Origin of the sequence: Plasticicumulans acidivorans (genome assembly GCF_003182095.1) — a bacterium.
Lineage (GTDB): Bacteria > Pseudomonadota > Gammaproteobacteria > Competibacterales > Competibacteraceae > Plasticicumulans > Plasticicumulans acidivorans.
The window spans coordinates 53315-74109 of record NZ_QGTJ01000006.1; the positions used below are offsets into that span (position 1 = coordinate 53315).

Genomic DNA, 20795 nt, shown 5'->3' on the forward strand with positions numbered 1-20795 from the left:
CCACTGCGGCACACCGGCCATTTAATTAAAAAAAATCCATGTTTATTTTTATCGCCAGAATTCTTTAATCGAGCGTGATCTGCATCACACTTTAGGGTGCGCACGGCTTCGTGTGCGCAAGGGCAGGCAAGGCAGCCTGGCGGCCTGTCGGAGGGCGCCGCCACGCTGTGTGCACACGCGGGAGGGGCGGGTGCGCGCGACCTTCGCGGCCGGTCGTGCCGCTCGCAGCCGCCGGTCGTGGCCGGGTCGTATATGCTGCGATCCCTCACGGTTTTTGGGGTTGATGGCCGATGCCACTGCCGGGCGCGCGCAGGCGCATGACGACACTGAGGACGAAGCTCTGGCTACTGACGGCTGCCGCGCTGTGCTGTGTGATGCTGCTCGAAGTCGTCCTCGGCATGACGAGCATCGAGCATCGTATCGAGCAGGGGTTTACGCGCAGTGCGCGCGACATCCAGCAGTTGCTGACGGCGACGCGTGACGTCTATCGCGAGCAGTTCCTGAACGGTGATGTCAGCGTGGCGGAGCTGACGCACGGTTTTCTGCCCGCGCACGTCACCGCCCGCCTCGCTGAAGCTTTCGTGCATGAAGGCGAGCTCAGCGCCAATCCGCTGCGTTTTCGCACCGCCTCGCCGCAGCCGCTCAACCCGGAGAATCGGGCCGATGCGGCAGAGCTCGCCGCGATCGACTGGTTTCGCACGCATCCGATGGCCAGCGAGCGTGTCGAGCGCATCAAGACGCCGGGCAGCTGTGACGAGTTGCGCTACACCGCACCGATCCGCATCGAGGCCTACTGCCTGCAATGTCATCGCGGCTGGCCCGGCACCACCGGCCTGCGTGTCGGCGACATCGGCGGTGTGACCAGCATCCGCATGCCGGTCGATGCCATCCGTCATCACGAATACAGGGAATGGCTGCTGGCCTTCGCCAGTCGTGCCGCCGGTTACGTGGTGCTGCTCGGCCTGCTCGGCGCCTTTCTCGATCGTGTGTTGACCCGCCGTCTGAGCCGGCTGGAGACCTCGACGCGGGCGCTGGCCGCCGGTGATTACGCAGTGCGCTGCGCGGTCGACGGTCATGACGAGATCGCTTCGCTGTCGACCGCCTTCAATGTGATGGCCGGCGCCGTGCAGTCGCGCTCGGCGGAAAGTGAAGCGGCGATCGCGCAGCAGCGCTACCTGCTCGACAGCAGCCCGCTGCCGATGTGGGTGCATGACCTGGTCGGCCTGCGCTTCATCTACGTCAATGACGCCGCCGTGGCGCTCTACGGTTACTCGCGCGCCGAGTTCCTGGCGATGCGGGTGGATCAGCTCTACATCGCCGAGGACATTCCGGCGCTGATGCGGCGCATGGCCGAGCTCGACGATCAGCCGATGGAGCGTCAGGTCCGTCACCGACGCAAGGACGGCACGCTGGTGGATCTCGCGCTGTGGTCGCGGCCGCTGCTGCTCGACGGCCGTCAGGTACGCCTGGTGCTGGTGCAGGACATCACCGAGCGCCGGCGCATGGAAGAAGCCCTGCAGCTGTCGCAGATCAAGTTCGCGACGATCTTCCGCACCTCGCCGGACCTGATCGCGATCACCGATCGCCAGAGCGGGCGCTTCCTCGACGTCAACGATGCCTTCAGCCGCATCATGGGTTACGCCAAGGCGGAGGTCGTCGGTCGCACCTCGGCGGAGCTCGGCACCTGGGGTACTGCCGACAGCCGTCGGCTGATGGTCGAGTCGCTCGGCCAGGCGACGCGGCTGATGAACTTCCAGACACTGTTCCGGCGCAAGGACGGCGAGGTATTCCCGGCGCTGCTGTCGCTGGAGGCGGTGCGCATCGGCGAGCAGGACTGCTTCATCATCTCGGCGCGTGACATCACCGAGCGCATTGCCGTCGAACAGGCACTGCGCGAGAGCGAAGCCAAGTTCCACACGATGGTCGACTGGACCTACAACTGGGAATACTGGACGCGGCCGGAGGGCGGGTTTCGCTATATGAGCCCGTCGGTCGAGCGCATCACCGGCTATACCGTCGATGATTTCCAGCGCAGTCCGGGTCTGCTCGATGCCATCGTGCATCCGGACGATCGCCACATCTGGGAGCGGCACCTGTGCGGTTCTACGCAGACCGGTGAGGACAGCAGCGTCGTCGACATGCAGCTGCGCATCCTCTGCCGCCACGGTGTCGTGCGCTGGATCGCGCACACCTGCCGGCCGGTCACCGATGAGGCCGGGCACTTCGCCGGCCGCCGCGTCACCGTGCGCGACATCACCACGCAGAAGGCGGCCGAGGATGAAATCCGCGAACTGGCCTTCTACGACACGCTCACGCACCTGCCGAACCGGCGTCGCCTGCTCGAACAGGTGCAGCATGCCGTGGCCGCCAGCCAGCGCAGCGGGGAGTTCGGCGCGCTGATCATGCTCGACATCGATTACTTCAAGAAGCTCAACGACACGCAGGGCCATGCGGTCGGCGATCGCATGCTGGTCGAGGTCGGCCGCCGGCTGCGTTGCTGCGTGCGCCAGCAGGACATGGTGGCGCGGCTCGGCGGCGACGAGTTCGTCGTGCTGCTCGAAGGGCTCGGTACCGGCGAGGCGAGCGCCGTCACCCATGCCGATGCCGCCGCCGAGAAAATCCGCACCGCGTTGTGCGCGCCGTATCTGTTCGGTCAGGGCTGTGCGCCGTTTCATTCCTCGCCGAGCATGGGGCTGACGCTGTTCTGCGGCGGCCAGGCCTCGGTCGAGGTGCTGCTCAAGCAGGCGGACGTGGCGCTTTATCAGGCCAAGGACGCCGGGCGCAACAGCATCCGCTTTTTCAATCCGCGCATGCAGGCGACGCTGGATGCGCGCATGAAGCTCGAATCGGCGCTGCGCGAAGGGCTGGATCGCGGTGAATTCCGCCTCTATTACCAGCCGCAGGTCGATCGCGACGGCCGCCTGATCGGGGCCGAGGCGCTGCTGCGCTGGTTCCCGGACGGCCAGCTGGTCGGCCCCGACCAGTTCATTCCGCTCGCCGAGGAAACCGGTCTGATCGTGCCGCTCGGCCAGTGGGTGCTCGATGCCGCCTGTGCCCAGCTCAGCCGCTGGCAGCAGGACGAGGCGACGCGCCATCTGCAGCTGGCGGTCAATGTCAGCGCCCGCCAGTTCCATGAGGCGGACTTCGTCGAGCGCGTGCGTCACAGCGTCGAGGCGAGCGGCATCGATGCCTGCGGGCTCAAGCTCGAACTCACCGAAAGCGTGGTGCTGGAGCACGTCGAGGAAGTCGTCAACCGCATGCACGTGCTGCACGAACTCGGTGTGCGCTTCTCGCTCGATGACTTCGGTACCGGCTACTCCTCGCTCGCCTACCTGCGCCGCCTGCCGCTCGATCAGCTGAAGATCGACCAGGGTTTCGTGCGCGGCATCGTCGACCACCCGGAGGATGCGGCGATCGTCGATGCCATCGTCGCCATGAGCGGCTCGCTCGGCCTGGCGACGATCGCCGAAGGTGTCGAGACCGACGAGCAGTGGCACGTCCTGCTCGGCAGTGCCTGTCAGGCCGGTCAGGGCTATCTGTTCGGCCGGCCGCTGCCGCTGGAGCAGTGGGATGCGCTGCTGCTGAGGGAGTCGGAGTCGGTCTAGCGGCGGCCTGCCGTTTCTGCCGGTGATCGGCGCGGAAGGGGCGATCCGCCGTTCTACACTCACACCACGAGTGCGACGGTTCTGCCGCCTCATGCTGATGGCGAACGACTCGCCCCGGTCTGGCGCCGCAGCGGTGCCGCCTTCATTGCCTGCCGCCACTGGTCAGGAGGTGTCCGATGGATTCCGCGCAGATTCGTGTCGGTCAACTGAGCATCGACTACCTCATCGACGGGGTGGCGACAGCGAGCATGGGGCTGTTCGAACTCAGCGTGCCGCCCGCTTCGAACGTGCCGCCGCCGCACAGCCATTCGAACAATGAGGAATGCGTGTACGTGCTGCAGGGCACGCTGCGCTACACGGTCGGTGACGAAACCCGCGACCTTGCCGCGGGGCAGAGCATGCATACGCCGAAGGGTGTCGTGCATGCCTTCGCCAACCCGTTCACCGAGCCGGCGAAAGCGCTGATCGCCTTGTCACCGGACATCGGCGCTCAGTACTTCAGGGACATTGCCGCCGTCGTCAACGCCGGTGGTCCGCCCGACAAGGCGGCACTGCTGGCGGTGATGTCGCGTTACGGCCTGCGGCCGGCCGCACCGCAGTAAAGGCCGCGGGCGGGCGTCGCGGTCGGCCATGGGCAGGTCGGCCGTGACGTGGTGCCGAGCGGTGTAGCGCTGGTGAGGAGAAAAACTGCCGCAGCGCTCAGCGGGCCGGCACCTGCAGACCGATGCCGGCCGCCGCCGGCCGCTCCACCCGGTCGGCTTCCAGCGAGGCCATCGGCCAGGCGCAGTAGTCGGCGGCGTAGTAGGCGCTGGGGCGCAGGTTGCCGCTGTCGCCGATGCCACCGAAGGGCGCGGCGCTGGCGGCGCCGGTGGTCGGACGGTTCCAGTTGACGATGCCGGCGCGGATTTCGCGCTGGAACTGCGCCCAGTGCGTCGCGTCGTCACTGAGCAGGCCGGCGGCGAGGCCGAAGCGCGTGCGGTTGGCCATGTGAATCGCGGCGCTGAAGTCACGCACGCGGATCAGCTGCAGCAGCGGGCCGAAGGCTTCCTCGTCGGGGACGTCGCTGGCGTGGCTGACGTCGATCAGCCCCGGCGTGAGCAGCGGACGCTCGGCTTCGAGGCGGCGCATCTGGCGCAGGACGCGGCCGCCGGCATCGCTCAGGCGCTGCTGGAAGGCGAGCAGGCCGTCAGCGGCGCGGTTGTCGATCACCGGCCCCATGAACGGCTCAGGCTCGGCGCTGGCGGCGGCGACGCGGATGCCGTCGATCCAGCTCAGCAGGCGGGCGATGAAGGCATCGCCGGCTGCGCCCTGCGCCACGATCAGCCGGCGCGCGCAGGTGCAGCGCTGGCCGGCGCTGAGGTACGCCGACTGCACGACATGCCAGGCCGCGGCGTCGAGATCGGTGATCGCTTCAGCGTCGACCAGCAGCGGATTGTTGCCGCCGAGTTCGAGCGCCAGCAGCTTGCCGGTCTGGCCGGCGAACAGACGGTGCAGCCACTGGCCGGTGGCGTGGCTGCCGGTGAAGCACAGGCCGTCGATGCCGGCGTGCGCGGCCAGTGCAGCGCCGGTGTCGCGGCCGCCCTGCAGCAGATTGATGACGCCGTCGGGCAGGCCGGCGCCGATCCAGGCGTCGAGCGTCAGTTCGGCGACCCACGGCGTCAGCTCGCTCGGCTTGAACACCACGGTGTTGCCGGCGAGCAGCGCCGGCACGATGTGGCCGTTGGGCAGGTGACCGGGGAAGTTGTACGGGCCGAACACCGCCAGCACGCCGTGCGGACGGTGGCGCAGCCGCGAGCGGATGCCGTTGACCTCGCCCGTGCGGCTACCGCTGCGCTCGGCGTAGGCGGCGATCGACAGCGCGATCTTGCCGGCCATCGCCTGCACTTCGGTGGCGGCCTCCCAGCGCGGTTTGCCGGTCTCGGCGCTGATCGCCGCGGCCAGTTCCGGCGCGCGCAGCTTCAGCTCGCCTTCGAAGGTGCGCAGCACGTGGGCACGTTCGTCGACCTCGCGCGTCGACCAGTCGGTGAAGGCGTGGCGGGCAGCGAGCACCGCGGCATCGACTTCGAGTGCGGTCGCCGCGCAGCCGCTCCACAGTCGTTCGCCGCTGGCCGGGTTCTCGGAGTGGAAGAACGCGCCGCTGCCGGTGATTTCGTCGCCGCCGATGATGTGGCTCATGTCGGGGCCTCCTCAGAGTTCGGTGAAGCGCACGCTGTCGCCGGGCTCCACGCCGAGCGCCTCGGCGGCCTCGGCGCCGATGATGATGCGGCCGTCGTCGGTCTGCATCAGCGGCGCGGCCAGTGCGCGGTAGCGATCGAGCCAGGTGTTGGCCACCATCTGCCGCGGCCCCGGCGGCACGCGGTCGACCACCCAGGCCAGCTCGGCGACGCGCGACTTGCGCACGCCGCGGATGTCGGCCCGCGGGCAGTGCAGCGTCGGCCCGGCGTCGAAGACGTCGACGCAGCCTTCGAAGCGAAAGCCCTCGCGCAGTAATAGCTCGTAGGCCGGGCGGGTGTGCGGGTGCGGCTCGCCGACTACCGCCTGCGCGTCCTGCGGCAGCAGGCGGATGTAGACCGGGAACTTCGGCATCAGGTCGGCGATGAACTGGTATTTGCCGAGCGAGGACAGGCGGTCGGCATTGATGAATTCCATGTCGAAGAAGTGCCGGCCGAGCCCTTCCCAGAACGGCGAGCGGCCCTGCTCGTCGTGCACGCCGCGCATCTCCGCCATCACCAGGTCGGCGAAGCGCTCGCCGAACTGGGCGAGGAACAGGAAACGGCTGCGCGAGAGGAACTTGCCGGCATGGTCGCGGCGGAATTCCGGCAGCAGGAACAGGCTGGCGACCTCGGCGGCGCCGCGGTACTCGTTGACCATCATCAGCGCGTCGACTTCCTCGAAATGGCCGAGTTCGAGCGAGGTGTGGGCGAACTGCACGATCTTGTAGGAATAGAACGGCCGGCTCAGGCCGACCGCGGCGAGCAGCGCGCAGGTGCCGGCGATGCGCCCGGAGTCGGTGTCTTCGAGCACGAACAGGTAGTACTCCTCGCCGGGTTCGCTGACGTGCTTGGCAAAGCTTTCCAGCGAGGTGGCGATCTTCTGTTCGACGCGGGCGGTGTCGGTCGGCAGGCTGGTCATGCCGGGGCCGGCCGCTTCGCACAGCGCGAGGAAGGCCGGTGCATCTTCCATGCGGATCGGGCGGATCAGCAGCATGGCACCTCCGGGCGCTGGAAGCTCGACGGGTCGATCTCGCCGGCGGCCAGGCGCAGCAGCAGCAGTGCGCTGAGCCGGGCGCGTTCGACCAGGCTGTCGACGACGAGGAATTCGCGGTCGGAATGGATCGCACCGCCGCGCACGCCGAGCGTGTCGACGTTGGGCAGGCCGGCGGCCGCCAGATTGTTGCCATCGCAGCAGCCGCCGGTCGGCTGCCAGTGCAGTTCGAGGCCGAGCTGCGTGCCGCAGTCGCGCACCAGCTGGTAGAGCGCGAGCTGGCGGGCGTCGAGTGTCTTCGGCGGCCGGCTGAAGCCGCCGTGACGCTCGATGCTGACCTCGTCATGCGCCGCCACCGCGTCGACGATGCGCGCGCATTCGCCTTCGAACCAGTGCTGCTCCTCGACGCTGCCGACGCGCACGTTGAAGCGCAGGATCGCCAGGTCCGGCACGACGTTGACCGCGCTGCCGCCGTCGATCGCCGCCGGATTGACGGTGACGCCGGCGCGGCCGCCGCCGAGATCGGCCAGCTGCGTTGCCAGCCGTGCGGCGGCGAGCACGGCATTGCGGCCTTCCTGCGGATTGCGCCCGGCATGCGCCGTGCGCCCGCGGACCACCAGCGTGAAATTGCCGCTGCCCTTGCGCGCACCGGCCAGCGTGCCGTCGGCGAGCGCCGGCTCGAACACCAGGCCGAGGTGATGCTCGCGGGCGGCGGCGGCGATGTGGGCGGCCGAGCCCGGCGAGCCGATCTCCTCGTCCGGGTTGAGCAGCACGGTCCAGCCGACCTGCTCACGCTGCGGGCTGGCTTCGAGCGCGCGCAGCGCGTGCAGCATCACCACCAGGCCGCCCTTGAGATCGGCGACGCCGGGGCCGTTGAGCGTGCCGTCGGCATTCCAGCGCGGTTCCTGGAACGGATGATCGACGCCGAACACCGTGTCGTAATGGCCGACCAGCAGCACCTGCCACGGCGCTTCGGAGCGCTTGCGCAGGCGCAGCAGCACGCCGAGCGCCTGCTGCTGTGGCTGGCCGTGGCTGTCGATGCTCAGCTGCGGCGACAGCTCGATGCGCTCGACCGGCGCCAGCTCGGCGAATGCCGAGGCCAGCTCCTCGCTCATGCGGTGCAGGCCGGCGAGGTGGCGGCTGCCGGAATTGACCGCCGACCAGGCGCGCACCTCGCCGAGCATTTCGTCACGGCGCGCGGCGAGCTGTGCCAGCAGCGGAGCGTGCGGGTCCATCTCAGGCGTCCAGCAGCCGGTCGAAGGTGATGTTCAGGCGCTTGAGGCCTTCGTCGAGCTCGGCGTCGCTGATGTTGAGCGGCGGCACGAAACGCAGCACGTTCGGCCCGGCCTGCAGCACCAGCAGGCCGTCGAGGCGGGCCTGCTCGGTCAGCTCGCCGGCACGTCCGGCCCAGGCGCCGCACAGTTCGGCACCGATCATCAGGCCGCGGCCGCGCACCTCGGCGAATACGCCGTGGCGGGCGTTGAGCGCCTCCAGGCCGGCCCGCAGGCGGGCGCCCTGACGCTCGATCGCTTCCAGCATCTGCGGGCGGTTGATGCGGCGCAGGATGACGCGGGCGACGGCGCAGGCGAGCGGGTTGCCGCCGTAGGTCGAGCCGTGGCTGCCGACGGTGAGCACGCCGGCGGTCTTCGGCGCGCACAGCATCGCGCCGATCGGCATGCCGCCGCCGAGCGCCTTGGCCATCGACATCGCATCCGGGAGTACGCCGTCCCACTGGTGGGCGAACAGCCTGCCGGTGCGGCCGACGCCGGTCTGTACCTCGTCGAACAGCAGCAGCGCGCCGACGCGGTCGCAGGCTTCACGCAGCGCGGCGAGAAAGCCCGGATCGGCCGGCATGATGCCGCCTTCGCCCTGAACGGGTTCGACGAGCACCGCACAGGTGCGTTCGTCGATCATCGCGCAGGCGCCGGCGACGTCATTGAACGGGCCGTACTTGAAGCCGCCGGGCAGCGGCTCGAAGCCCTCCTGGTATTTCGGCTGCGCCGTCGCGGTCACCGTCGCCAGCGTGCGACCGTGGAAAGATCCCTGAAAAGTCAGGATTTCCCGCTGCTCGGGGGCGAGGTGCTGGGTGGCGTAGCGGCGGGCGAGTTTGATCATCGCCTCATTGGCTTCGGCACCGGAATTGCAGAAGAACGCCCGCGCCGCGAAACCCGAGGCGTTGACCAGCTCTTCGGCGAGACGGATCGCCGGCTCGGTGAAGTAGACGTTGCTGGTGTGCCAGAGCTTGTGCGCCTGGGCGTTGAGCGCGGCGACCAGCTCGGGGTCCTGATGGCCGAGGCAGCTCACGGCGATGCCGGCGCCGAGGTCGATGTACTCGTTGCCGTCGATATCCCACAGGCGCGAGCCCTCGCCATGGTCGAGGATCATTTCGCGCTGGGCGTAGTTGGGGACGTAGTAGCGCCGCCCGGCCTCGATCAGGGCGGCACTGGCGGCGGAAGGCGGACGGATCATGCGTAGTCACCTCGAAAACGGGGGCGGTTCAGGGCGGATGCCCGATGATGAAAGCCTAGGCTTGTTGCAATGAGGCTGAACAGCAGGCGAGTCGCTGGCGGATGTCAAGTTTCGGGTACGAAGCGGCCGGCCGGAGCCGCGCGCAGCGGGTGTTATGCTCAAAAAGCATGGCCGGCGCGGCGCACAGCCGCTCACCACAAACAGCACAACCTGAAGAGATGTAATCGACGATGAACATCCCGGCGCCGGCGCTCGACGTGAAAGACCTGCACAAGACCTTTGGTCAGCTCGAAGTGCTCAAAGGCGTGTCGTTGAGCGCGAACGTCGGTGACGTGATCTCCATTCTCGGCTCCTCCGGTTCCGGCAAGAGTACCTTCCTGCGCTGCGTCAACCTGCTGGAGAGCCCCACCGCGGGCAGTATCCGCGTGCGCGGCGAAGAGTTGAAGCTGCGCCGCGATCCCACCGGCCAGCTGGTGTCGGCGGATCGCCGGCAGCTGACGCGGGTGCGCGCCAAGCTGGCGATGGTGTTTCAGAACTTCAACCTGTGGGCGCACATGACGGTGCTCGACAATCTGATCGAGGCGCCGATCCATGTGCTCAAGCTGCCGCGGCGCGAGGCCGTCGAGCGCGCCGAGGCGCTGCTGGAGAAAGTCGGTCTGCACGCACGCAAGGACTACTATCCGGCACATCTGTCGGGCGGTCAGCAGCAGCGTGCGGCGATCGCGCGGGCGCTGGCGATGGAGCCCGATGCCATTCTGTTCGATGAGCCGACCTCCGCGCTCGACCCGGAGCTGGTCGGCGAAGTGCTCAAAGTCATGCAGGTGCTGGCCGATGAAGGCCGCACGATGATCGTCGTCACCCATGAGATGGGCTTCGCGCGCGAAGTCTCCTCCCGGGTCGTCTTTCTGCACCAGGGACGGATCGAAGAAGAAGGCACTCCCGGCGAGGTGTTCGCCAATCCGCGTTCGGAGCGCTTTCGCCAGTTCCTGTCCGGCAAGCTGAAGGGCTGACGGACGCTTGTCGTTTCACCCGCTGAACCGAGAGGCAGACAGCATGAAGAAGATCGTCCTGAGCGTGATTGCCGGTGTGCTGGCAATGAGTGTCGGCATCGCCGAGGCCAAGGACTGGAAGAAAATCCGCATCGCCACCGAGGGTGCCTATCCTCCGTTCAACCTCGTCGATGCCGACGGCAAGCTGGCCGGCTTCGAGATCGATCTCGCCAACGCGCTGTGCGAACAGATGAAGGCCAAGTGCACGCTGGTCAAGCAGGACTGGGACGGCATGATCCCGGCGCTGAAGGCGAAGAAGTTCGACATGATCATGGCCTCGATGTCGATCACCGACGAGCGCAAGCAGCAGGTCGACTTCTCCGACTGGTACTACCGCATGCCGGCGCAGTTCGTCGCCAAGAAGGGCTCGGGGCTGGTGATCAGTGCCGAAGGCCTCAAGGGCAAGACCATCGGCGTGCAGCGCGAGACGGTCTCCGACAAGTTCCTCACCGACAACTTCGGCAGCGTCGCCGACATCAAGCGCTACGCGACCCAGGACGAGGTCTATCTCGACCTGACCGCCGGCCGCCTCGATGGCTACATCGCCGACATCATCGTCAGCCGCGATGCCTTCCTCTCCAAGCCGGAGGGCCAGGATTATGAATTCGTCGGCCCGCAGTTCAGCGACGAAAAATGGTTCGGCGAGGGTATCGGCGCCGCGATCCGCAAGGAAGACAAGGACCTGACGGAGAAATTCAACAAGGCCCTGGCGGAGCTGGTGGCCAACGGCAAGTACAAGGAAATCGCCGCGAAGTACCCGGATTTCGACGCCTACATCCGCAAGTAGTCGCCCCGCGTGCCGCGGCGGCGGTCGCCGCCGTCGCGGTGACCACCTGAGGATTCCGCTCCGATGTTCGATCTTCATGGCTATGGCGCCTCGGTGCTGGAGGGCGCCTGGCTGACGCTCGCCGTCGCGCTCGCCTCCCTGCTGCTGGCCGTCGTGCTCGGCCTCGCCGGTGCCGCGGCGAAACTCGCTCCGCTCCGGGGGCTGCGTGCGCTGGCAACGGTGTACACCACGCTGATGCGCGGCATGCCCGATCTGGTGCTGATGCTGCTGATCTTCTTCGGCGGGCAGATGCTGGTGAACCGCATCACCGACGCGCTCGGCTGGGACTACATCGACATCGATCCCTTCGTCGCCGGTGTGATGACCATCGGCCTGATCTTCGGCGCCTACATGACCGAAACCTTCCGCGGCGCGATCCTCGCCGTGCCCAAAGGGCAGCTGGAGGCCGGTTATGCCTACGGCATGAACGGCTGGCAGGTGTTTCGCCGCATCCTGCTGCCGCAGATGGTGCGCTACGCGCTGCCCGGCTTCGGCAACAACTGGCTGGTGCTGCTGAAAACCACGGCGCTGGTGTCGGTGATCGGCCTCGACGACATGATGCGCAAGGCTTCGCTCGCCGCCGGTGCGACGCGCATGCCGTTCACGTTTTATTTCGTCGTCGCGCTGGGCTTTCTCGCCTTCACCTCGGTATCGGTCCTGCTGCTGCGCTGGGCGGAACGTCGTTACAGCGCCGGCTTCGTGCGCCGGGAGGAGTAGGCGATGGACTTCTCGGCGATCTGGCAGAACTTCGATCTTTATCTCGGCGGCCTGCGGCTGACTCTGGAACTGGTTAGCGGCTGCCTCGCGCTCGGCCTGACGCTCGCCGTGCCGCTCGGCGTGCTCGCCGTCTACGGCCCGCTGTGGGTGCGCGTGCCGATCGGCATCTACAGCTACTGCTTTCGCGGCACGCCGCTGCTGGTGCAGATGTTCCTGATCTACTACGGCCTCGGTCAGTTCGAGGCGGTGCAGCAGAGCATCTTCTGGCCGGTGCTGAAGGAGGCCTACTGGTGCGCGCTGATTTCATTCACGCTCAACACCGGCGCCTATACCGTGGAGATCATCCGCGGCGCGGTGGCGACGATGCCGCACGGCGAGATCGAGGCGGCGCGTGCCTGCGGCATGAGCACGCTGCTGATGCTGCGGCGGATCGTGCTGCCGAGCGCGCTGCGCCGTGCGCTGCCGGCCTACGGCAACGAGGTGATCTTCATGCTGCAGGGCTCGTCGATCGCCTCGATCATCACGCTGGTCGATCTCACCGGCGCGGCGCGCATCATCAACTCGCGCTACTACCTGCCGTTCGAGGCGTTCCTGACCGCCGGCCTGCTGTACATGGCGATCACCTTCGTGCTGGTCGGCGGTTTCCGCCTGCTCGAACGGCGCTGGTTCGCCCACCTGCGTCCGCGCGAGGGCTGAACTCAGCCCGCGATCCAGTCGGCGAGGCTGTCGGCCTCGAAGCCGACGCGCAAGCGGCCGCCGGCATCGAGCACGGGGCGGCGGATCAGGCTCGGCTGCTCCAGCATCAGCGTGCGGGCGCCGGCGGCATCGATGCCGTCGCGCTGTGACGGCGTCAGCTTGCGCCAGGTGGTGCCGCGAGTGTTGAGCAGCGCCTCCCAGCCGAGCGCGGCGATCCAGCCGTCGAGCAGCTCAGGCGGCAGGCCGTCCTTGCGCAGGTCGTGGAAGCGGTAGGCGATGCCGTGCTCGTCGAGCCAGCGCCGGCAGCGGCGGATGGTGTCGCAGTTGGCAATGCCGTGGACGACGAGCATGGCGGGCCGGCCGTCAGTCGCGCAGCAGTTCGTTGAGGCCGACCTTGCCGCGGGTCTTCTCGTCGACCTGCTTGATGATCACGGCGCAGTACAGGCTGTGGGTGCCGTCAGGCGAGGGCAGCGAACCGGGGACGACCACCGAGCCGGCCGGCACGCGGCCGTAGCTGACCTCGCCGGTCAGGCGGTTGTAGATCTTCGTCGACTGGCCGATGAACACGCCCATCGACAGCACCGCGCCTTCCTCGATGACCACGCCTTCGACCACTTCCGAGCGCGCGCCGATGAAGCAGTTGTCTTCGATGATCGTCGGCCCGGCCTGCAGCGGTTCGAGCACGCCGCCGATACCGACGCCGCCGGACAGGTGCACGTTCCTGCCGATCTGCGCGCAGGAGCCGACCGTCGCCCAGGTATCGACCATCGTGCCCTCACCGACGTAGGCGCCGATGTTGACGAAGGACGGCATCAGCACCACGTTCGGTGCCACGTAGCAGCCGCGGCGCACCACGGCGCCGGGCACGACGCGGGTGCCGCTGGCGCGGAACTGCGCGTCATCGAAGCCGGCGTAGCGGGTATCGACCTTGTCGAAGGCCTGCAGCGGACCGTTGCCCATCACGCGGTTGTCGTTGAGCCGGAAGGACAGCAGCACGGCCTTCTTCAGCCACTGGTTGACCACCCATTCGGTGCCGTTCTTCTGCGCGACGCGGGCGCTGCCGCTTTCGAGCAGGGCCAGAGCCTCCTCGACCGCCTGGCGCACCTCGGCGGGATGACTGGCCGGGCTGAAGTCGGCGCGGTGTTCGAAAGCGTCTTCGATCAAGGTCTGGAGGGCATTCATGACGTCAGTCGGGTCTCGCGGTGGCGTTGACGGAATGTGCGCTGGCGCGGCCAGCGTCACAGGGTTTCGATGCAGGCGCGAATGCGCCGTGCCGCGGCGATGCACTCGGCGAGCGGCGCGACCAGCGCGATGCGCAGGCGACCGCAGCCGGGGTTGCCGGCGGCGGTGTCGCGCGCCAGAAAGCTGCCGGGCAGCACGGTGACGTTGTGCGTCGCGTAGAGCTGGCGGGCGAAGGCGGCGTCGTCACCAGGCACGCGCGGCCACAGGAAAAAGCCGGCGTCCGGCTTCTGCACGTCGAGAACCGGCGCCAGCACGTCGAGCACGGCATCGAATTTCTCACGGTACAGCGCGCGGTTGGCGACGACGTGGGTTTCTTCACCCCAGGCGACCGTGCTCGCCGCCTGTGTGTGGCCGGGCAGCGCGCAGCCGTGATAGGTGCGGTACTTGAGGAAGCCGGCGATCAGCTCGGCATCGCCGGCGACGAAGCCCGAGCGCAGGCCCGGCAGGTTCGAGCGCTTGGACAGCGAGTTGAAGACGATGCAGCGGCGGAAATCGGTGCGGCCGAGGCGGGCGCAGGCATCGAGCAGGCCGACCGGTGGCTGCGCCTCGTCGAAATAGATTTCCGAGTAGCACTCGTCGGCGGCGAGGACGAAGTCGTACTCGTCGGCCAGCTCGATCAGCCGTGCCAGCGTTGCCGCCGGCGTCACCGCACCGGTGGGGTTGCCCGGCGAGCACAGGTAGAGCAGCTGGCAGCGTGCCCAGACATCGCCCGGCACCGCCGCATAGTCGGGCAGGAAGCCGGTCTCGGGCGGTGTGTTGAGGAAATACGGCTCGGCACCGGCGAGCAGGGCCGCCCCTTCATAGATCTGGTAGAACGGGTTCGGCATCAGCACCAGCGGCCGGCCGGCGCTGGTATCGATGCTGGCCTGGGCAAAGGCGAACAGCGCTTCACGGCTGCCGGCGACCGGCAGTACGTGGCGCTCCGGGTCGAGCGCGCCGGCCGGCAGCGCGTAGCGGCGTGTCGCCCAGTCGGCGATCGCCGTGCGCAGCGCCGGCGTGCCTTTGGTCAGCGGATAGGCCGATAGTTTGTCGAGACTGGCGCTCAGCGCCTCGACGACCAGCGCCGGCGCCGGGTGCTGCGGTTCTCCGATCGACAGCGCGATATGTGCAAGCCCTGCCGGTGGTTCGATGCCGGCTTTCAGGCGGGCGAGCTTTTCGAAGGGATACGGCTGCAGCAGCGCGAGGTTGGGGTTCATGCAGGGAATCCTGCCGGCGAGACGGGGGCGGCGAGTATAGCGGAGCCGTCCGCCGCCGCCACACCCGCCTAGCGCATTTGCGCAGTTCATACAACTGTCGCGCGCATGCTAGATTGTGCGCACTTGCAACAGGCCGTTGCTTTTCCGTCTCCGCACCATCAAATGACCCGACACCTCCTTCAGCTCGGTGGCGCCAGCGTGCTTGCTGTCCTGCTCGCTGCCTGCAGCCCGCTGCAATCCTCGTCGACGAGAACCCCGACCATTGTCGATGCTCCCGTATCGCCGGGTCGCGCCGACGCGATCCTCGTCGAAAAGGGCCAGCGCCGCTTGTCCCTGCTGCAGGGCGGGCGCGTGCTGAAGAGCTACAAGGTGTCGCTGGGCCGTAATCCGGTCGGCGACAAGCTTGAGGAAGGTGACGGCCGCACGCCCGAAGGCGACTACTTCATCGACTGGCGCAAGCCGAACAGCGCCTATTACAAGGCGCTGCATGTTTCCTACCCGCACCGCAGTGACTACTACGATGCGCGCGAGGCCGGTCGCTCGCCCGGCGGCGCGATCATGATCCACGGTCTGCCGAACAAGCGGCCGAACGCGACCTGGATGCGCAACATCGACTGGACCGAGGGCTGCATCGCCGTCACCAATACGGAGATGGACGAGATCTGGCGCTCGGTGCGCGACGGCACGCCGATCCGTATCGTGCCCTGAGGACTGCGGGCGGGCGCTCAGCGTTGCGCCTGCGGCTCGGCGATCAGCTCGCCGAGCGTGCGCCCGTCGAGCCGGCTGCGGGCTGCAGTATCGAGCTCCTCCATCAGTGCACCGGCGTGCGCGCTTGCGCCTGCGGGACCGCGCACGGCATCGAGGATCGCCGTCAGCGCCAGCGAGTGGGCATCGCGCGCCGGCAGCCAGCCGCCGGCCAGTGTATCGATCGGACAGATCAGACCGGCCGCCTGCAGGCGGCCGAGCACGGCGTCGACCGCGCTCGCCGGCAGACCGCTCGCCTGCACCAGGGCTGCGTCGTTCGGTGCCGGGCGGCCGTGCAGATGCGCCTCGGCGATGGCCGTCATCAGCGTGAAGGCGAGTGCCTCCTGAGCCGCCGGGCCGAAGGCCGTGCCGGGCGCCGCGTGCCGCGGCGCCTGCCAGTGGCGTGACAGGCCGGCGCCGGCGAGCACGATGATCCAGCTGACGTTGAGCCAGAGGATGAACAGCACGGCGCCGGCAAAGCCCGAATAGATCGCCGGGTAGTTGCCGGAATCGGCCATCAGGGCGGCGAACAGCCGGCCGGCGACCGTCCACAGCAGCATGCCGAAGAGGCCGCCGATCAGCGCCGAGGGCAGGCGTACCCGCGTATTTGGCAGAAAGGCATAGATGAACACGAACGCCGCCAGACCGAGCATCTGCGGCACGTAGGCGAGCAGCATGCCGCCGGCGCTCGCCAGCGGCGTGTAATACGTGCCGGAGAGGCTGGCCAGGGTGCGGCGCGCGGTATCGCTGAGGCCGATCGCGAAGAAGGCGAGCACCGGCCCGACCAGCGTCACCGACAGGTAGTCGACGACCCGGCGCGCCATCGTCCGCGGCCGCGGGATGTCCCAGATCGAATTGAACGCCAGCTCGATTTTGTGGATCGTCGACACCACCGTGTACAGCAGCAGCAGCACGCCGAGGGAGCCGAGCACGCCGACCTGCATGCGGCCGACGAATTCGAGGATGCGCGTGGCGACTTCTTCCCCCTGACTGCCGAGCGGCACCAGCGCATCGCGCAGCAGCGGTTCGAGCGCGTTGTGCGCACCGAAGGCCTGCAGCACCGAGAAGCTGACCGCCAGCAGCGGCACCAGTGACAGCAGCGTGGTGTAGGCCAGGCTGGCGGCGCGGTCGAGCAGCTCGCCGTTGAGCAGATCGCCGCTCAGCGCCAGCAGTGCGCGGCCGAAGCGGCGGATCAGGGCCAGCGGCGCCGGCTCGCCGGCGCGCGCGGCGAGGGCATCGGTACAGCGTTGCAGCAGCTCCACGCGACGGCCGCTCAGGGTTCGAGACGTTCGATGATCCAGCGCCCGCCGTCGAGGCGGTAGCGGATGCGGTCATGCAGCCGGCTCGGCCGGCCCTGCCAGAACTCGATGCCGTCGGGGATCAGTCGAAAACCGCCCCAGTGCGGCGGCTTCGGCACTTCGGCGCCTTCGTAGCGGGCAGCCAGCGCGGCGAAGCGTTGTTCCAGCGTCGCCCGGTCGGCGACCACCCGGCTCTGATGGGACGCCCAGGCGCCGACCTGGCTGGCGTGCGGGCGGCTGTGGAAGTACTCGGCCGATTCGGCCTCGCTGAGTTTTTCGACGCGGCCTTCGATGCGCACCTGGCGTTCGAGCTCGATCCACCAGAAATTGAGCGCGGCATAGGGCGTCGCCGCCAGCTGCTGCGCCTTGTCGCTCTGGTAATTGCTGAAGAAGGTAAAGCCGCGCGCGTCGACGCCCTTGAGCAGCAGGATGCGCGAGGCCGGGCGCCCGGCAGCGGTGACGGTGGACACCGTCATCGCGTTCGGTTCCGGCACCTGGCTGGCGACGCAGGCTTCGAACCATACGGCGAACTGGCGGATCGGGTCAGGATCGACGTCGGTGACGTCGAGCTGGCCGCGGGTGTAATTGCGGCGAAGGTCGGCCAGTGAAAGCGTCACGGCAGTCTCCTTGGGCAGTGGCGGCAGGATGGAGCCGGGCAAACTCCGTGGAGCCTACCTAGTCTATGTCGATAGGCGGGGCGTACGGATCGATCCGACGGCCGCCGATTGGATCACAACGTACCGAGGAGTCGACGATGGATACCAATCAGCACAACTTCGATACCTTGTTCACGCAGCTGGGCCTGCAGACCGATATCGACCGCTTCGTCGCCGAACACCGGCCGCTGGCGGCCGATCTGCATATCTGGCAGGCGCCGTTCTGGAGTCAGGCGCAGGCCGACTTTCTGCGCGAATCGATCGAGGGCGATTCGGACTGGGCCGAAATGGTCGACGAGCTCGACCGGCGCCTGCATTGAGCGTGGACCGGCGGGCAGGGATGCCCGGGACGGACCGCCGCCGGCTGGCCGGCGGCGGCTTACACCTCAACTTTCGTAGATCACCAGATAGCCTTCGTTGACCAGATCGAGCAGCAGCTCCATCGCCGACTCGTTGCCGAGTACCGGACGCAGCGTGGCGGCGTCGAAGGTGCGGCGGCGGCAGAGCAGGCGGGCGAAGTCGGCGATCTGCGGGCCGAGGACGAATTCCTGGCCGTCGACGAACAGCGTCAGATTGCCGGAGTGATCGATGTAGGCGAAGCGCGAACCGGGGTTGCGTTCGAGCTGGCCACCCTGCCGGAGGAACTCGCGCAGCTCCTTGGCCTGGTAGGGATCATCCTCGGGCTCGGCGACGAAGCCCGGCTTGGGTTCGGTGATGTAGCGGCCGAACCAGCTTTCGATGATGTCATCGCTGGTCAGCAGCTGGCTGCGGATCAGATCTTTGATACGGTCGAGCGCGTCGAACGAGATCTCGCCGGGGTTGTCCTGCGCGGCCAGATCGGGGTCGCGGTAGCGGGTTTCGTGGTCGCTGTCTTCCATCAGGAAGTCGACGAAGCGCCCGACCATATCGCTGTGCGACGGCGCGCGAAAGCCGATCGAGTAGGTCATGCACGGCCCGAGCGCCAGGCCGTAATGCGCCATGCGCGGCGGCAGATAGAGCAGGTCGCCCGGCTCCAGCACCCAGTCGAACTCGGCGCTGAAGTCATCCATGATGCGCAGCTCGACGTCGGCCAGGAAGTTGTCGGGGTCGACCGGCTGCGTGCTGACCTGCCAGCGGCGCTGACCGAGTCCCTGCAGCAGGAAGACGTCGTAGTCGTCGACGTGCGGCCCGACCGAGCCGTCCTTCGGCGCGTAGCTGACCATCAGGTCATCGATGCGCCAGTCGGGGATGAAGCGGAACGGCTCGATGATCTCGGCGAGGTCCGGCGCCTGCTTTTCGATGTCGGAGACCAGCAGCGTCCAGTGCGTCTCTGGCAGTTCGATGAATTCATCCTCGGTGAACGGCCCGCGGCGCAGCTCCCAGGGCCGCCGGCCGCCTTTCTCCATGACGATGCGGGAGACGACGTCTTCCTCGCAGGCCATGCCGGCCAGCTCCTCCGGGGAGATCGGCGAGCGGAAGTCAGGCACGGCCTGGCGTACCAGCAGCGGCTTTTTCTGCCAGTAATCACGCAGGAACTGCGCGACCGTCAGGCCGCCGAGCAGGGGCAGGGGCTGGTTCATGGCATCACCGGGAGGCTGCGGGGCTGAAGGAGCGACCGACGGCGCGGGCGCGGGTTCCGTGGCTCAGATGCGGCGGGCCTGCTCGGCGGCGTTGCCGATGTAGCTCGCCGGCGTCAGTTCGAGCAGGCGCTCGCGCGCCTCGCGCGGCAGTTCGAGCGTGGCGACGAAAGCCTGCATTGCCACGGCATCGACGCGCTGGCCGCGGGTCAGGGCCTTGAGCTTTTCGTAGGGCTGCTCGATGCCGTAGCGGCGCATCACCGTCTGGATCGGCTCGGCGAGCACTTCCCAGTTGGCGTCGAGGTCGGCGGCGAGCGCCGCGTAATTGACTTCGAGCTTGCCGACGCCCTTGAGCAGCGAGGCGTAGCCGATCTGGGCATGAGCGAAGGCGGTGCCGAGCGCGCGCAGCACCGTCGAGTCGGTCAGGTCACGCTGCCAGCGCGACACCGGCAGCTTCTGCGCGAAGTGCGTCAGCAGCGCGTTGGCGATGCCGAAATTGCCCTCGGCGTTCTCGAAGTCGATCGGGTTGACCTTGTGCGGCATCGTCGAGGAGCCGACCTCACCGGCGACGGTCTTCTGCTTGAAGAAGCCGATCGAGATGTAGCCCCAGACGTCGCGGGCGAAGTCGATGAGGATGGTGTTGGCGCGGGCGACGGCATCGCTGAGCTCGGCGATGTAGTCGTGCGGCTCGATCTGGATGGTGTAGGGGTTCCAGTTCAGGCCGAGGTCGTCCTCGATGAAGGCGCGGGCGTGGGCCTCCCAGTCGACGTCGGGGTAGGCGCTGAGGTGCGCGTTGTAGTTGCCGACCGCGCCGTTGATCTTGCCGAGCATGTCGACGCCGGCGATCTGCTCGCGGCTGCGGCGCAGGCGGTAGACGACGTTGGCCATCTCTTTGCCGAGCGTGGTCGGCGTCGCCGGCTGGCCGTGGGTGCGCGACAGCATCGGCACCGCGGCATGGTTGTGGGCCAGCGCGCGCAGGGCGTCGATGATCGCGTCGAGCTGCGGCAGCAGCGCCTGCGCGCGCGCGGTCTTCAGCATCAGCGCGTAGGACAGGTTGTTGATGTCCTCGGAGGTGCAGGCGAAGTGCACGAATTCGCTGACCGCGGCGAGTTCCTCATTGCCGGCGATCTTTTCCTTGATGAAATACTCGACCGCTTTGACGTCGTGGTTGGTGGTGCGCTCGATATTCTTGACGCGCTGCGCGTCCTCGACGCTGAATTCATCGACGATGGCATTCAGCCGATGGTTGGCGTGCTCGCTCAGCGCCGGCACTTCCGCGATCTGCGGGTGGCGGCTGAGCCGCTGCAGCCAGCGCACCTCGACCAGCACACGGTGACGGATCAGGCCGTACTCACTGAAGATCGGCCGCAGCGACGCGGTCTTGTCGGCATAGCGGCCGTCGACGGGCGTCACGGCGGTGAGGGCGCTGAGTTCCATCGGGAACCCTCCACGGAGGTCGAAACGGAAAGGGCGCGGGATGATACACCATCCGTTCAGGCGCTAGGCTGGCGACCCTTGCCGAGTGTTCAGGAGTGTG

Annotated in this window: 19 protein-coding genes; 8 read left to right on the forward strand and 11 right to left on the reverse strand. The window is 67.8% G+C overall.

All coding sequences use genetic code 11. The features are described 5' to 3' along the window. Positions 1–317 precede the first annotated feature (317 nt). Both C7443_RS11280 and C7443_RS11285 read left to right on the forward strand, forming a co-directional pair. Positions 318–3605: an EAL domain-containing protein gene (locus C7443_RS11280; RefSeq protein WP_170123589.1), complete on the forward strand. Its 3288-nt coding sequence runs from the start codon at positions 318–320 to the stop codon at positions 3603–3605. Positions 3606–3781: 176 nt separating this feature from the next. Beyond that, entirely contained in the window at positions 3782–4207 is a 426-nt protein-coding gene (locus C7443_RS11285; RefSeq protein WP_110018718.1) for a cupin domain-containing protein, read from the forward strand. 97 nt (positions 4208–4304) lie between these two features. On the opposite strand, the gene astD is transcribed toward C7443_RS11285, so the two are convergent. Genes astD through C7443_RS11305 form a run of 4 tightly spaced genes read right to left on the reverse strand, consistent with a single transcriptional unit; the run spans position 4305 to position 9278 of the window. Then, a complete protein-coding gene (gene astD, locus C7443_RS11290) occupies positions 4305–5780 on the reverse strand; it encodes a succinylglutamate-semialdehyde dehydrogenase (RefSeq protein ID WP_110018719.1) in 1476 nt (491 codons plus the stop codon). 12 nt (positions 5781–5792) lie between these two features. Continuing rightward, entirely contained in the window at positions 5793–6812 is a 1020-nt protein-coding gene (locus C7443_RS11295) for an arginine N-succinyltransferase (protein ID WP_110018720.1), read from the reverse strand. Next, entirely contained in the window at positions 6803–8044 is a 1242-nt protein-coding gene (locus C7443_RS11300; protein WP_110018721.1) for a hydrolase, read from the reverse strand. Before C7443_RS11300 ends, C7443_RS11295 begins: the two co-directional genes overlap by 10 nt. Position 8045: 1 nt before the next feature. After that, on the reverse strand, positions 8046–9278 hold the full coding sequence (locus C7443_RS11305) for an aspartate aminotransferase family protein (RefSeq protein WP_110018722.1): 1233 nt from the start codon (positions 9276–9278) through the stop codon (positions 8046–8048). Between the two features lie 230 nt (positions 9279–9508). Between C7443_RS11305 and C7443_RS11310 the strand changes: the two genes are divergently transcribed. The 4 genes from C7443_RS11310 to C7443_RS11325 all read left to right on the forward strand — a co-directional run bounded on the left by C7443_RS11310 (position 9509) and on the right by C7443_RS11325 (position 12566). Beyond that, positions 9509–10288, forward strand: a complete 780-nt coding sequence (locus C7443_RS11310) for an ABC transporter ATP-binding protein (protein WP_110018723.1) — start codon at positions 9509–9511, stop codon at positions 10286–10288. A gap of 43 nt (positions 10289–10331) precedes the next feature. Then, positions 10332–11114, forward strand: coding sequence for an ABC transporter substrate-binding protein (locus C7443_RS11315; RefSeq protein ID WP_110018724.1), 783 nt, complete (start codon positions 10332–10334; stop codon positions 11112–11114). Between the two features lie 63 nt (positions 11115–11177). Further along, positions 11178–11870 carry an ABC transporter permease gene (locus tag C7443_RS11320; protein WP_110018725.1) on the forward strand — a complete coding sequence of 231 codons (693 nt, stop codon included), beginning with the start codon at positions 11178–11180 and terminating at the stop codon, positions 11868–11870. A gap of 3 nt (positions 11871–11873) precedes the next feature. Then, complete coding sequence (locus C7443_RS11325) at positions 11874–12566, forward strand: ABC transporter permease (protein ID WP_110018726.1); 693 nt, start codon at positions 11874–11876, stop codon at positions 12564–12566. Between the two features lie 2 nt (positions 12567–12568). Here the strand turns inward: C7443_RS11325 and C7443_RS11330 are convergent, their stop codons facing one another. The 3 genes from C7443_RS11330 to dapC are packed head-to-tail and all read right to left on the reverse strand — an operon-like array spanning position 12569 to position 15004. Next, positions 12569–12916 carry an ArsC family reductase gene (locus C7443_RS11330; RefSeq protein WP_110018727.1) on the reverse strand — a complete coding sequence of 116 codons (348 nt, stop codon included), beginning with the start codon at positions 12914–12916 and terminating at the stop codon, positions 12569–12571. 13 nt (positions 12917–12929) lie between these two features. Beyond that, positions 12930–13748 carry a 2,3,4,5-tetrahydropyridine-2,6-dicarboxylate N-succinyltransferase gene (gene dapD / locus C7443_RS11335; RefSeq protein WP_110018728.1) on the reverse strand — a complete coding sequence of 273 codons (819 nt, stop codon included), beginning with the start codon at positions 13746–13748 and terminating at the stop codon, positions 12930–12932. Between the two features lie 56 nt (positions 13749–13804). Next, positions 13805–15004, reverse strand: coding sequence for a succinyldiaminopimelate transaminase (gene dapC, locus C7443_RS11340; protein WP_110018729.1), 1200 nt, complete (start codon positions 15002–15004; stop codon positions 13805–13807). Positions 15005–15166: 162 nt separating this feature from the next. Between dapC and C7443_RS11345 the strand changes: the two genes are divergently transcribed. Then, positions 15167–15712 carry a L,D-transpeptidase family protein gene (locus tag C7443_RS11345; protein ID WP_110018730.1) on the forward strand — a complete coding sequence of 182 codons (546 nt, stop codon included), beginning with the start codon at positions 15167–15169 and terminating at the stop codon, positions 15710–15712. 17 nt (positions 15713–15729) lie between these two features. On the opposite strand, the gene C7443_RS11350 is transcribed toward C7443_RS11345, so the two are convergent. After that, on the reverse strand, positions 15730–17010 hold the full coding sequence (locus C7443_RS11350) for a YhjD/YihY/BrkB family envelope integrity protein (protein WP_110018731.1): 1281 nt from the start codon (positions 17008–17010) through the stop codon (positions 15730–15732). 11 nt (positions 17011–17021) lie between these two features. After that, entirely contained in the window at positions 17022–17663 is a 642-nt protein-coding gene (gene pdxH / locus C7443_RS11355; protein WP_110018732.1) for a pyridoxamine 5'-phosphate oxidase, read from the reverse strand. Between the two features lie 137 nt (positions 17664–17800). On the opposite strand from pdxH, the gene C7443_RS11360 reads away from it, so the two are divergent. Continuing rightward, positions 17801–18022: a DUF2789 family protein gene (locus tag C7443_RS11360; protein ID WP_110018733.1), complete on the forward strand. Its 222-nt coding sequence runs from the start codon at positions 17801–17803 to the stop codon at positions 18020–18022. 66 nt (positions 18023–18088) lie between these two features. On the opposite strand, the gene C7443_RS11365 is transcribed toward C7443_RS11360, so the two are convergent. Together C7443_RS11365 and purB are read right to left on the reverse strand one after the other, a co-directional pair. Beyond that, the gene (locus tag C7443_RS11365; RefSeq protein ID WP_110018734.1) at positions 18089–19261 is read right to left on the reverse strand and encodes a ribosomal protein uL16 3-hydroxylase; all 1173 of its coding nucleotides are present in this window, start codon (positions 19259–19261) and stop codon (positions 18089–18091) included. 63 nt (positions 19262–19324) lie between these two features. Further along, complete coding sequence (gene purB / locus C7443_RS11370) at positions 19325–20695, reverse strand: adenylosuccinate lyase (RefSeq protein ID WP_110018735.1); 1371 nt, start codon at positions 20693–20695, stop codon at positions 19325–19327. Between the last annotated feature and the right edge of the window lie 100 nt (positions 20696–20795).